Raw genomic sequence first — 13,622 nt, 5'->3', positions numbered from 1 at the left:
AATACTACATGTTAGAAAAGTCTTTTCTCCTTAACGTACTGTACAAAATGGTTGAACAATTCTTGCATTCCTTCGTAATCGTTCACCATTGTTTCTGGATGACCTTGTAATGCTAGAACATATTGTCCTTCTTCATTCGACTCAAAAGCTTCAATTAATCCATCCGCACTCCAAGCAACAGCTTTGAAGTTTGGAGCAAGCTCTTTAACCGCTTGATGATGATACGAATTAATCACTGTTTTCGTTCCAAAAATTTTAGATAATTCACTGCCTTCTGTAATTTCAATTGTATGAGTAGCAGTAGAAGGCATTGTTTTTTGAACATGTAAAATCGTTGATTCTGGATATTGCGATTGGATGTCTTGATATAAAGTACCTCCAAAAGCAACATTTAAAATTTGAATCCCTCTACAGATGGCAAGAATTGGTTTACGTTGACGATAAGCTTCTTCAATTAGCGCAAGTTCATACGCATCTCTTACTGGATAAGTTCTTCCTAAGTTAATATGAGGTTCTTCTCCATATAAAAGAGGTGAAACATCTTGCCCTCCTGATAAAACTAATGCGTCAACTCTTGAAATATATTCGTGAGCTGTTTCTTGAGAAACAATCGGTAAGATTACTGGAATGGCTTTGGCTCTTTCTAATCCAGTAACAAATCCGTTAGGTGCATAAGATAGGATATAGGTATCATGTTCAGTATTATCTTGACGATGATTCCCTGAAATTCCTATTAAAGGATATTGCTGCATCTATTTTTCCCCTTTCGCATTGTAAGTAGTTTATATGATACTCCATTTTCATGAAAATGAAAAGTTTTTTATATGAAAATTAGTGAAAAAGTTGCAGTAGAAGATATGGATTCGAAACGTTATCTTTTGATAATCGTTCTCATTTAAGATAAAATATTAATAATGTGACAGATAAAATATTCTGTTATAGGATTGAGGATTTATTTTGAAAGGGGCTTAATAATGGCAACATTAGAAATTAAAAATTTACATGTGTCAATTGAAGATAAAGAAATTTTAAAAGGTGTTAATTTAACCATCAATACTGGTGAAATTCATGCAGTAATGGGACCAAACGGTACAGGGAAATCAACACTTTCTGCAGCAATTATGGGACATCCAAGTTATGAAGTAACAGAAGGAGAAATCTTATTAGATGGCGAAAACGTTCTTGAAATGGAAGTAGATGAACGTGCTCGTGCTGGTCTATTTTTAGCCATGCAATATCCAAGTGAAATCGCTGGAGTAACAAATGCAGAATTCATGCGTTCAGCTATCAATGCTCGTCGTGATGAAGACAATAAAATGGGTGTTCGTGAGTTCATCAAAAAATTAGATGAAAAAATGGCGATTTTAGATATGCCAGAAGAAATGGCAGAGCGTTACTTGAATGAAGGATTCTCTGGAGGAGAAAAGAAGCGTAATGAAATCCTTCAATTAATGATGATTGAGCCAAGTTTTGCCATTTTAGATGAAATCGACTCAGGGTTAGATATTGATGCGCTTAAAGTAGTTTCTCGTGGAGTTAATGCGATGCGTGGAGAAAACTTTGGATCATTAATTATTACTCACTATCAACGTTTATTAAACTATATTGAACCAGATGTTGTTCATATTATGATGGACGGACGTGTGGTAATGACAGGAGATGCTGCATTAGCAAAACGTCTAGAAGCAGAAGGATATAAAGGAATTAGTGAAGAATTAGGAATTTCTTTAGAACATCAAGAATAGGAGAAAGAGAATGGCAGAGAAATTAACCGTAACACCAGAACAACTGACTTCATTCTCACTTCTAAAGAATGAACCAGATTGGTTTTTAGACATTCGTTTAAAAGCATTGGAATTAGCGAAACAATTACCATTACCATTTATTGAGCGTGTAAAATTCCATCGCTGGAATTTATTCCAAAGTGAAATTGGAGAAGCAAACTCACTCATTACAGAATTAGAAAAAGACATTCCAAGTGCAGTAGGAAGTGCAAAAATTGTTCAATTAGGAGCAGTTTCTTACTGGGAAGAGATGAATGTTGAAACAGCGATGCAAGATGTATTAGTAATGGATTTATTTGAAGCATTACAACAATATCCAGAATTAGTGAAACCATACTATATGACAAAAGCTGTACCAGTGGATGAAGATAGCTTAACAGCGTATCATGCAGCAATGGTTAATTCAGGAATTTTCATTTATGTTCCTAAAAATGTTGTAGTAGAAGATATTATTGAATCTCATTTTGTACAAAATAATACAGTAGACGAAGCATTCGTAAAACACGTATTAATTGTTGCTGAAGAAAATAGTTCACTATCTTATGTGGAACGTTTCGAAAGTATTGGAGACCGTAAAAATACTGCGAATATCATTGTAGAAGTGATTGCTAAAGAAGGAGCAAAAGTTCATTTTGCAGCGGTTGATACATTAGGTCAACCAACGGATGCATACATGAATCGTCGTGGTTATTTAGAAAAAGATGCTACGATTGAATGGGCATTAGGCATTATGAATGACGGAAATGTAATCGCAGACTTCGATAGTGAATTACGTGGAGCAGGTTCTACTGCAAAAGTAAATGTGGTTGCCATTTCAACTGGTAAACAAGTTCAAGGAATTGATACAAGAGTGACAAACTATGCAAATCACTCAGTTGGACATATTTTACAACATGGAGTTATTCTTGATAAATCAACGTTAACATTTAACGGAATTGGGCATATTATTAAAGGAGCAAAATTCGCAGATGCACAACAAGAGAGCCGTGTATTAATGCTTTCTGAAGGCGGACGTGGAGATGCAAACCCAATTTTATTAATTGATGAAAATGAAGTAACAGCAGGACATGCGGCAAGTGTGGGACAAGTGGATGATGAACAATTATTCTACTTAACAAGCCGTGGAATTAGCCAAGCAGAAGCGAAACGTTTAGTGATTCGTGGATTCTTAGGTTCTGTAATTAGTGCCATTCCAGCACAAAATACACAAAAAGAATTAGTAGAAATGATTGATCAAAAGTTGGCGAAAAATGATGAACAGTAATGACATTCGAAAAGATTTTCCAATTTTAACTAGAACCGTTAATGATGAACCATTAGTGTATTTGGATAATGCTGCTACAACGCAAAAGCCTGAAAGTGTGATTCGTTGTATGGAAGAGTATTATCGTCATTATAATGCCAATATTCATCGTGGCGTGCATACACTAGCACAATTAGCTACAGATGCTTATGAAGCGAGTCGTCAAAAAGTTCAAGCCTTTATCCATGCTTCTTCAATAAAGGAAGTATTGTTTACAAGAGGAACAACGACTGGAATCAATTGGGTGGCGCAAGGTTTTGCCAAATGTCGCCTGCATGAAGGAGACGAGATTTGGATTAGTAAAACGGAGCATCATTCTAATTTTGTTCCATGGCAACAATTAGCACTTCAAACAGGGGCTAGTTTAAACTTCCTTCCATTAACCGAGGAAGGGGAACTAGATTTACAAGCTACAAAAGAAGTGTTGACTCATCAAGCAAAAATCGTTTCAATTGCTCATGCTTCCAATGTGTTAGGGACGATTCAACCGATTAAAGCATTAGCAGAAATCGTCCATGAAGTTGGAGGAGTATTAGTTGTTGATGGCGCTCAAGCAGCACCTCATATGAAAATCAATGTACAAGACTTGGATTGTGATTTTTATGCGTTTAGTGGTCATAAAATGTTAGCTCCAACAGGTATTGAAGTTTTATATGGAAAGCAAGCATTATTAGGAGAAATGCAACCTATCGAACTTGGTGGGGAAATGATTGATTTCGTGTATGATACAGAAAGTACATGGAATGAACTTCCGTGGAAATTTGAAGCAGGAACCCCCAATATTGCCGGTGGAATTGCATTAGGAGCAGCGATTGATTATTTAGAACAAATTGGAATGGATCAGATTCATACTCATGAACAACAATTAGTAGCGTATGTTTATGACAAATTAACACAAATGGAAGGTGTGACCGTTCATGGTCCAACGGATGTTTCAAGAAGAAGTGGCGTTATTTCATTTACAATGGATGGCGTTCACCCTCACGATTTAGCAACTGCCTTAGATATGGAAGGAATCGCAATTCGTGCAGGACATCATTGTGCGCAACCATTAATGAGAGATTTATGCGTTTCTTCAACTGCACGTGTTAGTTTTTATATTTATAATACAATGGAAGAAGCTGAATTTTTCATAGAAGCATTACAAAAAGTAAAGGAGTTTTTCTCAGATGGCTTTATCTAAATTAGATCAATTATATCGCCAAGTGATTTTAGACCATTCGAATTTTCCTCGTCATAAAGGAATTCAAACTGAAAAAACAGCTGAAGTTATCGAGTTAAATAATCCGACTTGTGGCGATGTATTACAGTTACAATTAGAATTATCAGACGATGGTCATATTACAAGTGCTCGATTTGATGGACAAGGTTGTTCGATTAGTATGGCGAGTGCCAGTATGATGTGTGTTATTTTAGAAGGAAAAACTTTACCAGAAGCTTTGGAATTAGCAGAAGATTTTTCAAAATTAGTGCAAGGACAAAGTGTGAATGAAGATCGATTAGAAGATGCTGCCTTACTAAGTGGAGTTTCTAAATTCCCTGCACGTATAAAATGTGCAACCTTAGCATGGAAAGCATTAGAAAAAGCAGTTGAACAGAAAAACAAGAAAGGAATTTAAAAATGAGTGGAGTTCCAGAATTAGAAGATTACAAGTATGGCTTTCATGAAGATGTAACGCCCGTATTTGATAGTGGAGTTGGATTAAGCGAAGAAGTCGTTCGTACAATTTCAAAAATGAAAAACGAACCAGAATGGATGCTTGAATTCCGACTAAAATCTTTAAAAGCATTTGAAAAAATGCCAATGCAAACATGGGGAGCAGATTTATCAGATATTGATTTTGATGCGATTACCTATTTCAAACGTGCGAGTGATAAACCAGCTCGTTCTTGGGATGATGTTCCTGAGAAAATCAAAGATACATTTGAAAAAATTGGGATTCCAGAAGCAGAACGTGCTTATTTAGCAGGGGCCTCTGCACAGTTTGAGTCAGAAGTTGTGTATCACAATATGAAAGAAGAATTTGATAAACTAGGAATTGTCTTCACCGATACAGACTCAGCATTAAAAGAATACCCAGAATTGTTCGAAAAATATTTTGCAAAATTAGTACCACCAACAGACAATAAATTAGCAGCATTAAACTCAGCAGTATGGTCAGGAGGAACATTTATTTACGTACCAAAAGGCGTAAAATGTGATGTTCCACTTCAAACATACTTCCGTATTAATGACCAAAATATGGGACAATTTGAACGTACATTAATTATTGTAGATGAAGGCGCAAGCGTACACTATGTAGAAGGATGTACAGCACCAACATACTCATCAAATAGCTTACATGCTGCGATTGTAGAAATCTTCGTAGAAGAAGGTGGCTATTGCCGTTATACAACGATTCAAAACTGGTCTGATAATGTTTACAACCTTGTAACAAAACGTGCTCGTGCAGCGGCTCATGGAACAGTAGAATGGATCGATGGAAACTTAGGAGCAAAAACAACGATGAAATATCCTTCTGTATTTTTAGAAGGGCCTTATGCAAAAGGAACGATGTTATCCATTGCCTTTGCTGGAGAAGGGCAACACCAAGATACAGGGGCGAAAATGATTCATAATGCACCTCATACTTCTAGTTCGATTGTTTCAAAATCAATCGCAAAAGATGGCGGTGTTGTAAACTATCGTGGACAAGTAACATTCAGTAAGAAATCTGATTATTCTATTTCTCATATTGAATGTGACACGATTATTATGGATGATTTATCGAAATCAGATACGATTCCATTTAACGAAATTCATAATGATAAAGTCGCTTTAGAGCATGAAGCAAAAGTATCAAAAATTTCCGAAGAACAATTATTCTACTTAATGAGTAGAGGGATTAGTGAATCTGAAGCAACAGAAATGATTGTCATGGGATTCGTTGAACCATTTACAAAAGAACTTCCAATGGAATACGCAGTTGAATTAAACCGATTAATTGCGTACGAGATGGAAGGGTCAGTTGGTTAACCGATAAAAAGAAAAAAACTTTCCTTACATAGCAAGATCGCCAGCAGCCAGCAATTGCTGTCTCATGGCTAAAATTTGAGCCTAGGTCTCAAATTTTCCCTGTACAAAGTACTTTTGCTACGAAGAAAAGTTTTTTTTCTTTTTATCATAAATGACTTACGTTTCAACTAAATAATAACCAATTTTAAGTTAGAATGGGAAAAGTACCAGAGATTTACTACTTCTATTTCTTGTACAAAATGAATAAGTTTTGTTTAATGACAATCAGAGACTACTGAGGTAAAATTGATAGTGTCACTATGTAACTATAATAGATAAGAATGTTATAAAGGAGAACAAATGAAAGCACTAATTGTATTAGACTGTCAAAAAGGCATGTTAGAACGTGGAAATTTTGACGAGTTAAGAAAAAACATTTTAACGTTACAAAATATTTTTAAACAAAATGGAGATATCATCATTAATACGAGACATATTGATGAGGATGAAAATAGTATTATTTACAATGGAAACGAAAGTGGACGTTTAGATGAAGAATTGTCAGTCTTAGCGGACTATATTGTTGAAAAAGAGACTCCAAATATTTTTCACTGTAAAGATTTGACGGAGATTTTAGTGAAGCATCAAATTAAAGAAGTTGTGATTACAGGATTAAATGCGGAATATTGTTGTTTATTTTCTGCTATTATTGCTTCAGATAGAGGATATAAAGTAACGTATATTGAAGATGCAACTGCCAGTGTGAATAATGGGGAAACATATGAAATGAAGGACTTAGATATTGTTGATTTCATTGGTTGTATATTAGATTGGTCAGGACAAGTAGAAGTATTATATCTTGATGAATTTGAAAGTAAAAATTGATAGAATCACTAAAAATTGACAAAAGAAAATAGTTATTATAGAATGATGTCAGAGTTGAGGGAGAAATTTTATCCTTTCAATTACAGATTTTTTCAATAATCTATAGTGATATAGAAGTGTAAAAAAGCACGTTACACTGCTTGGCAGAGCTAATGAACTGTTCCCTTGCGATAAGCCTAAAAAGCACAACAGTAGGGAGTTAGTTGCTTTATATGAGTAACTAATCGATTGTCTTGTTCGGAGACTATTCCGTTCCGTGTTTTTTAAGTCAAATATCTTGGATGAAATAAAAAAATAGCGCTACAATGCGCTATTTTTTTATTTCAATTTAAAACTCATTGAAACGGGGTTGTGGTCGGAATGTTGGAATTCAAAGTCGTGTGCTTGGACATGATTGAATTGAACATTGTCAGAAATTATGAATCCATCGACTAATGTCACGAATGTTTTTCCTTTTTGATAGCCTTCGTCTAATGCACGAGCAGAAGGGATTTTTTGTTCTGCTAATCCTTGAGTCGCTAATGTAAAATGCTTCGATAGGTTTTCTACTGGAAATGGGTGAGTCCAAGTTTGTGGTTCATCAGATGTTTGAAAGACTTCCGGACTTTTTCCAAGTAAAATATCATGATTAAAGTCACCGCCGACAATGACATAGTTTCCTTTTTCATATTCACTTTCCATATAGTTAAATAGTTTGTCTAGTTGGCTTTTTCCAATGGTTGGGTCTTTTGTATAAGCTGATAAATGAATATTGATTAAAGCTAATTGTTTCTGATTTGATACGGGTAAGTAACTAACTGTAAAAGCTCTGTCTAAATCGAAAAATTTATTAAAATTTGTTTCAATTGGTAAACTATATCGTTGACTCGATTGAATCGTGTATTTTGACATCGTTAGTAATCCAGAAGTTGCTTTGCCAATTGGGTCTAATATTGGATAAAATAAATACGGTGAATCATAGTTTTGTCCAAATACCCAATTTTGCTTCTCAAAAGCCTGAGTGATAAATTCTACTTCATCAACATGTTGGGAACGATCTCCATCCGTGTCTATTTCTTGGAATAGAGCAATATCTGGTTGAATCGTTTGAATAGCATTTTGGATTCCTTGCATATTGTCTAATACAGTTTCTCGATTGTAAGCTCTTGAATATTTCCCCCCATCCATAAAGAAGCTATAGTCTTGAGGGTAAGCTCCATATCCAATATTAAACGAGGAAATGGTGTAATCTTTTCCAGCATCGAGGGATTGGTCTGTAGGACTTGTAACTGTTAAAGGTAAGTTATCTTCTAAACGATAATAAGCTGTATAGCCATAGATAAAATAACCAATAATCACACTAATCAGTATGAGAAGAGGACTTAAAAAATAAAATAGTTTTCGTTTGAAAGATGTTTTTCTTTTCATAATGCATTCCTTTGCTTATCAATTAATTTCTTTATCCATAATTATAGCACGATACGTTAAAAGTACATAAAGGGATGAATTTCATTTCATTGACAGTGCTTTCTATTTTGGTGTATAGTGGCTCTGTTATTAAGATTACTAGGAGGTTTTGTTATGGCAGAAGTAGAAAGCTTTACATTAGATCATAATAAAGTGATTGCACCTTATGTGCGTAAAATTACAGTAGAAGTTGGAGAAAAAGGAGATCAAATTACAAATTTCGATATTCGTTTCTTGCAACCAAATAAGCAAGAAATGCCAACAGGTGTAATTCATACATTTGAACATTTATTAGCGGATTTATTAAGAGATAGAGTAGACGGAATTATTGATATTTCTCCATTTGGATGCCGTACAGGATTCCATTTAATTACATGGGGAACTCCAAGTGCAGAAACAATTGCAGTTGCGCTAAAAGTAACCTTAGAACAAATTGTGAATGACATTCGTTTTGAAGATATTCAAGGAATTTCAGCTGTACAATGTGGAAACTACAAAGACCATTCATTATTCGGTGCAAAAGAATACGCAAAACAAGTATTAGAACAAGGCATCAGCATCGACCCATTCGAAAGAAAAGTTATATAATAGACGGAACCATTGTCGTGAAGTAGAGAGTGTAAACTCCTAACTTCACGTTTTTTTATTACCATTAAAAAAAGACTTTCTTGAAGTAGCTTGAGTAATATAAGCTTAAAAAGCTTATATTACAGGAAATTTTGAGACTACAGGCTCAAAATTTAGCCATGAAACCCGAAGGGGTTGCTGGCGTCCTTAGCAACTTCATAAAAGTCTTAATTAATTTTTTTAGTTTATTTTCTATTTTGTTTTCCGCTGTTTTTTCCTGTTGATGTGCGGTTTCTTTGTGCAAATGTTTGTTGAGCTGGTGTAGCAGCTGCATTATTAGCACTCTTAACAGTATTAGTTGTATCTGGCAAGATAACTGAATTTCCTTGAGCTTCTAATTCTGCATCGATTTCAGCTTTTACTTTTGGACGAATGAATTGGTTTTGAATCCATGTTTGTAAAATAGCTGTCAATCCAGAAGTGAAGAAGTAAATCCCAATCCCTGCAGCTGTACCAACAGTGAACATTAACATCATCACTGGCATCATATACAGAGTCGCTTTTGCTTGAGCTTTTTGCGTTTCATCCATATAAATTTGGCTAATATATCCTTGAATTAAATAAATAGCCGCAGTTGCGATTGCAATTGGTAAATACGTACTACCTAATGAAACTCCCATAAATGTACTATTTGAAATTTCTGGAGAGTATAAAATTGCATTATATAAAGCACTGTAGACTGGCATTGTAACTAATATTGGAAGACATCCAGAAGCCAAGCCACCTGTTAATGAAACATTATTTAAACGATAAATTTCCATTGTATATTGTTGAACTTCCATACGTTGTTCAGGTGTTGGGTTGTCCCCATAACGTTCGTTCATTTTATCAATATATGGTTTTAATAATGCCATTTTTTCTTGGTTCATTAACATTGTTTTCATTTGCTTAAACATCGTTGGCATTAAAATAATACGAACAACAATTGAAACAATCATAATAGAAATGACATAGTTTCCACCGAATGCTGAAGCAATCCAGTTTAAAATGGTTTGAGTTGGTACTGCTAAATAATCATAGACAATTCCATATGGTTGATTAGTGGCTTTGTCGATTTGTACACATCCAGAAAGGAATAGTACAAGTAAGCTCGATAGAGCTGCTAATTGAACTTTTTTTGTTAATTTCATGAATCACATTCCTTTATTTTTTTATGTCAAACACAATTATTTTACTTTATATTTCCTAGAATAGCAATGAAAATCAGTCGCATTAGGATATTTCCGTTTATTTTTTATCATTAATAATAAATGGAGAATCCTTTATAAATGGGTTCATTTTCAATAATATCTAATGTCGATGTACGAATTTTTGCGTATGGAGAGGGAGGAGACGTTTTTACTCGGTCTACAAAGGCATAGGCTCTCTCAGGGGTATCCTGAACAATAATTTCAACGGAAGCATCGATTTTATTTTTTACCATTCCATTCATTTGTAATTGATCTGCTAAACGTTTTGTATAAAAACGAAATCCAACTCCTTGAACAACTCCCCAGACTCTTAAACGTAAAGTAATCATTTGAATTCCTCCTTTTTCACTATCCTATCAAAAATATATGAATTTTCAATGGATGAAGATAACAAGTTTTGAAAAAGTCTGGTATACTGTTGAAGAGAGGTGATAGATATGTATTGTGTGATCCAGACAAAAGGGGTTGATGAACCTTGGTGGATGATGGACGACTGGAAAGAGATGATTGTTTTAGAAGAATCATGTTCTACTTTAGAAGAAGCAAAAGAACTTTATAAACAATTAGTAGAAACATATACAGCTAAATATCAAAAGAAACGTGAGAAAAATTTTTCTTGCGCATTTTGGGATGAAAATGAATGTGAATATTGTGAGTCCTGTGAAGATTGTTTGCAAATCTACTATGGAGTACTCATTTTAACACCAGAAGGAAAACTATATTCAGAAGGAGAGTAAAGTGGCTAAGCAAGAACAAAAAAGAAAAAGAAAATCTACAAAAAAGAAGACTGAGTCTACGATGTCCATTGAAATTGTAATGGCAATTTTGATTCTCATTCAATTTTTAGCCATTTTTAAATTAGGATTTCTAGGACGATTTTTTGCAAATAGTATTCGTTTTTTTGTAGGAGATTTATTTATATATGCGGGGATTATTGGCATACTCGCTTCCATTGGAGTATTATTCCGTGGGAGAATTCATTCTATTCCAAAAAAATGGATTGGAGTTGCTACTAGTCTACTTATTGCGATTTTTCTTTGGGTAGAAGTCGCAAGTTTTAGTAGTTATGTTCAAGAAGGCGGGCAGTTATTTAAAGAAATGATGGCTCGTTATGCAATTGATTTTAAAGCAAATGCTATCGAACAAAATTTAGGTTCTGGGATGATTGGAGCATTATTTTATACCATTACTTATTTCTTAGTTTCTCAATGGGGAACGTACTTAACGATTTTCGTACTATTTATGATTGCCATCTTTGTAGCATTTGACATTCATTTAAAAGATGTTTTCGAAGTATTGAGAAATTGGACAGCTCAAGTTCAACATCAATTAGAAGAAAACAAAGTGGAAAAAGCTTCTCGAGTTCGTGAAACTAAACAAGAAGTCATTGAAACAAAACCAAAAGAAGTAAAAGAAAAGAAAGCTTCTTTACTAGACAAGATGAAAAATTTTGTTTTTGATGAAGAGGACGAAGAAGAAGAGTTTGAAGAAATTTATCCAGAAGTAACAACACCTCCTGTTACAAAACCAGTTGTAGAAGAAGAGTTTGTTCAACCGAAAAGAGAAGAACCAACTTCTTTTACTCCTTTTATCGAACCAACAGAAGTAGAGGAAGATACAGAAGATTTAGAAGACTTTGTTATTAATGGAGGAACGGATGATTCCGATTATCAATTGCCACCATTAACGTTATTAAATCCAATTCCACCTTCTGATCAATCCGATGAGAAGATGATAGTAGAGAAAAACCTTAAAATTTTAGAAAGAACGTTTGAAAGTTTTGGAGTAGAGGCAAAAGTGATGCCAAATCCATTAGTAGGGCCTGCTGTAACAAAATTTGAAATTAAGCCAGCTATTGGAGTGAAGGTAAGTAAAATTGTGAATTTAAGCGATGATATTGCCTTAGCTCTGGCTGCAAAAGATATTCGTATTGAAGCACCAATTCCTGGAAAACCTTATGTAGGAATTGAAGTTCCAAATAGTAAAACAAGTTTTGTGGCTTTCAGTGATGTGATTCAAGCAGCTCTTCAATCACCAAAACCATTGGACGTGCCTCTAGGAAGAGATATTTCTGGAAATGTTCGATTATGTGATATTTCTAAAATGCCGCACTTATTAATTGCTGGTTCAACGGGTAGTGGTAAGTCCGTTTGTATTAATGGGATTATTACGAGTATTTTGATGAAGACAAAACCTCATGAAGTTAAATTAATGATGATTGACCCTAAAATGGTAGAGTTAAACGGCTATAATGGCATTCCTCATTTATTAACGCCTGTTGTAACAAATCCAAGAAAAGCAGCGCAAGCTTTGAAAAAAGTTGTAACTGAAATGGAAAAACGTTATGAAATGTTTGCCGCAATGGGAATGAAAAATATCGATGGTTATAATGCGCATGTAGCTTCTTATAATGCGGAAACTGGAGAAGAGAATCCATTGCTTCCATATATTGTAGTGATTGTGGATGAGTTAGCAGACTTAATGATGGTTGCAAGTAATGAAGTCGAAGATGCAATTATTCGTTTAGCTCAAATGGCTCGTGCAGCGGGAATTCATATGATTTTAGCAACGCAACGTCCATCTGTTGATGTTATTACCGGAATTATTAAAGCAAATGTACCTTCAAGAATTGCCTTTGCAGTATCCAGTGGTACAGATTCTCGTACGATTATTGATTCAAGTGGTGCAGAAAAATTACTGGGTCGTGGAGATATGTTATATATTCCAATGGGTGAGAATAAACCGATTCGTGTACAAGGAGCTTATTTAACGGATGAAGAAGTAGAAAGAATTGTTGAATTTGTAAAAACACAACAAGAAGTAGAATATGATGAGACAATGATGCTACCTGAAACACCAGAAGGAAGTTCAGATGATCCTGAAGATGATTTGTTTTATGAAGTATTAGAAATGATTCGAGAATTAGAAACGATTAGTACTTCTTATATTCAACGTCGATTTAAAATTGGATTCAATCGTGCAGCTCGTTTAATTGAAGAGTTAGAAGCAAGAGGTTACGTAGGGCCTTCGGAAGGAAGTAAGCCAAGAAAAGTAAACTTAGATGCTTTTGATCATGAAAATGACTCACAAAATCCACCAACTGCGTAACAAATGAAATGCTAGGACAAGTGATGCCGAAATGTTAGAATAAAACCTAACAAAAAGGTTCGCTAACCTAGCATTTTTTTGAAATCAGTCTTTAGATGGATAGTCAGGAAAGAAGGAATATGTTACTTTTATAGTGAGAAATTATTCTAAAGAAAGAAGGGTAGAAATGAAAAATAATCGAATTGTCTCAATACTATTTATTATAGCGCTTGGGATGTTTTTAACGGGATTTCAATTATTCACGAATTACCACTTATTGTATTTATTCGTTATAGGAATTATTT

The 13,622-nt window shown here is 34.5% G+C and carries 13 protein-coding genes; 9 read left to right on the top strand and 4 right to left on the bottom strand.

What is annotated here, in order from left to right:
- Positions 1-11 precede the first annotated feature (11 nt).
- Entirely contained in the window at positions 12-752 is a 741-nt protein-coding gene (locus RWZ86_RS03135) for a gamma-glutamyl-gamma-aminobutyrate hydrolase family protein (protein ID WP_314679916.1), read from the bottom strand.
- Between the two features lie 222 nt (positions 753-974).
- Here RWZ86_RS03135 and sufC point away from each other — a divergent pair, with 222 nt between their 5' ends.
- From sufC to RWZ86_RS03105, 6 genes are all read left to right on the top strand, one after another.
- The gene (gene sufC / locus RWZ86_RS03130; RefSeq protein ID WP_006702912.1) at positions 975-1,745 is read left to right on the top strand and encodes a Fe-S cluster assembly ATPase SufC; all 771 of its coding nucleotides are present in this window, start codon (positions 975-977) and stop codon (positions 1,743-1,745) included.
- A 10-nt stretch (positions 1,746-1,755) separates the two neighbouring features.
- Entirely contained in the window at positions 1,756-3,048 is a 1,293-nt protein-coding gene (gene sufD, locus RWZ86_RS03125) for a Fe-S cluster assembly protein SufD (protein WP_314679914.1), read from the top strand.
- A complete protein-coding gene (locus RWZ86_RS03120; RefSeq protein ID WP_314679912.1) occupies positions 3,035-4,270 on the top strand; it encodes a cysteine desulfurase in 1,236 nt (411 codons plus the stop codon). Before sufD ends, RWZ86_RS03120 begins: the two co-directional genes overlap by 14 nt.
- Positions 4,257-4,706: a Fe-S cluster assembly sulfur transfer protein SufU gene (sufU, locus tag RWZ86_RS03115; protein WP_314077434.1), complete on the top strand. Its 450-nt coding sequence runs from the start codon at positions 4,257-4,259 to the stop codon at positions 4,704-4,706. Before RWZ86_RS03120 ends, sufU begins: the two co-directional genes overlap by 14 nt.
- Before the next feature lie 2 nt (positions 4,707-4,708).
- Entirely contained in the window at positions 4,709-6,103 is a 1,395-nt protein-coding gene (sufB, locus tag RWZ86_RS03110; RefSeq protein WP_006702908.1) for a Fe-S cluster assembly protein SufB, read from the top strand.
- A gap of 339 nt (positions 6,104-6,442) precedes the next feature.
- Positions 6,443-6,967, top strand: coding sequence for an isochorismatase family cysteine hydrolase (locus RWZ86_RS03105; RefSeq protein ID WP_314679910.1), 525 nt, complete (start codon positions 6,443-6,445; stop codon positions 6,965-6,967).
- A gap of 318 nt (positions 6,968-7,285) precedes the next feature.
- On the opposite strand, the gene RWZ86_RS03100 is transcribed toward RWZ86_RS03105, so the two are convergent.
- Positions 7,286-8,374 (bottom strand): endonuclease/exonuclease/phosphatase family protein, encoded by a 1,089-nt coding sequence (locus RWZ86_RS03100; RefSeq protein ID WP_314679908.1) that lies wholly within the window; start codon positions 8,372-8,374, stop codon positions 7,286-7,288.
- 153 nt (positions 8,375-8,527) lie between these two features.
- Here RWZ86_RS03100 and RWZ86_RS03095 point away from each other — a divergent pair, with 153 nt between their 5' ends.
- Positions 8,528-9,001, top strand: coding sequence for an S-ribosylhomocysteine lyase (locus tag RWZ86_RS03095; RefSeq protein ID WP_314679906.1), 474 nt, complete (start codon positions 8,528-8,530; stop codon positions 8,999-9,001).
- A gap of 224 nt (positions 9,002-9,225) precedes the next feature.
- Here the strand turns inward: RWZ86_RS03095 and yidC are convergent, their stop codons facing one another.
- Together yidC and RWZ86_RS03085 are read right to left on the bottom strand one after the other, a co-directional pair.
- Positions 9,226-10,170, bottom strand: a complete 945-nt coding sequence (yidC, locus tag RWZ86_RS03090; protein ID WP_314679903.1) for a membrane protein insertase YidC — start codon at positions 10,168-10,170, stop codon at positions 9,226-9,228.
- Between the two features lie 110 nt (positions 10,171-10,280).
- Positions 10,281-10,559 (bottom strand): acylphosphatase, encoded by a 279-nt coding sequence (locus RWZ86_RS03085; RefSeq protein ID WP_314679902.1) that lies wholly within the window; start codon positions 10,557-10,559, stop codon positions 10,281-10,283.
- Positions 10,560-10,667: 108 nt separating this feature from the next.
- Between RWZ86_RS03085 and RWZ86_RS03080 the strand changes: the two genes are divergently transcribed.
- On the top strand, positions 10,668-10,967 hold the full coding sequence (locus RWZ86_RS03080; RefSeq protein WP_314679900.1) for a DUF1033 family protein: 300 nt from the start codon (positions 10,668-10,670) through the stop codon (positions 10,965-10,967).
- 61 nt (positions 10,968-11,028) lie between these two features.
- Positions 11,029-13,338: a DNA translocase FtsK gene (locus RWZ86_RS03075; protein WP_399544774.1), complete on the top strand. Its 2,310-nt coding sequence runs from the start codon at positions 11,029-11,031 to the stop codon at positions 13,336-13,338.
- Positions 13,339-13,622: the final 284 nt, after the last annotated feature.

It is taken from the genome of uncultured Granulicatella sp., from assembly GCF_963545075.1.
Taxonomy (GTDB): domain Bacteria; phylum Bacillota; class Bacilli; order Lactobacillales; family Aerococcaceae; genus Granulicatella.
Note: the sequence above shows the minus strand (reverse complement) of the source record. Positions and strands in the feature narration are given on the sequence as shown.

Bases quoted from the DNA above. Each gene is read 5' to 3' on its own strand.
- sufC (WP_006702912.1), top strand. From the start codon at position 975: ATGGCAACATTAGAAATTAAAAATTTACATGTGTCAATTGAAGATAAA.
- RWZ86_RS03075 (WP_399544774.1), top strand. From the start codon at position 11,029: ATGTCCATTGAAATTGTAATGGCAATTTTGATTCTCATTCAATTTTTA.
- sufD (WP_314679914.1), top strand. From the start codon at position 1,756: ATGGCAGAGAAATTAACCGTAACACCAGAACAACTGACTTCATTCTCA.
- RWZ86_RS03120 (WP_314679912.1), top strand. From the start codon at position 3,035: ATGATGAACAGTAATGACATTCGAAAAGATTTTCCAATTTTAACTAGA.
- RWZ86_RS03080 (WP_314679900.1), top strand. From the start codon at position 10,668: ATGTATTGTGTGATCCAGACAAAAGGGGTTGATGAACCTTGGTGGATG.
- RWZ86_RS03100 (WP_314679908.1), bottom strand. From the start codon at position 8,374: ATGAAAAGAAAAACATCTTTCAAACGAAAACTATTTTATTTTTTAAGT.
- sufU (WP_314077434.1), top strand. From the start codon at position 4,257: ATGGCTTTATCTAAATTAGATCAATTATATCGCCAAGTGATTTTAGAC.
- RWZ86_RS03135 (WP_314679916.1), bottom strand. From the start codon at position 752: ATGCAGCAATATCCTTTAATAGGAATTTCAGGGAATCATCGTCAAGAT.
- RWZ86_RS03085 (WP_314679902.1), bottom strand. From the start codon at position 10,559: ATGATTACTTTACGTTTAAGAGTCTGGGGAGTTGTTCAAGGAGTTGGA.
- RWZ86_RS03105 (WP_314679910.1), top strand. From the start codon at position 6,443: ATGAAAGCACTAATTGTATTAGACTGTCAAAAAGGCATGTTAGAACGT.
- sufB (WP_006702908.1), top strand. From the start codon at position 4,709: ATGAGTGGAGTTCCAGAATTAGAAGATTACAAGTATGGCTTTCATGAA.
- RWZ86_RS03095 (WP_314679906.1), top strand. From the start codon at position 8,528: ATGGCAGAAGTAGAAAGCTTTACATTAGATCATAATAAAGTGATTGCA.
- yidC (WP_314679903.1), bottom strand. From the start codon at position 10,170: ATGAAATTAACAAAAAAAGTTCAATTAGCAGCTCTATCGAGCTTACTT.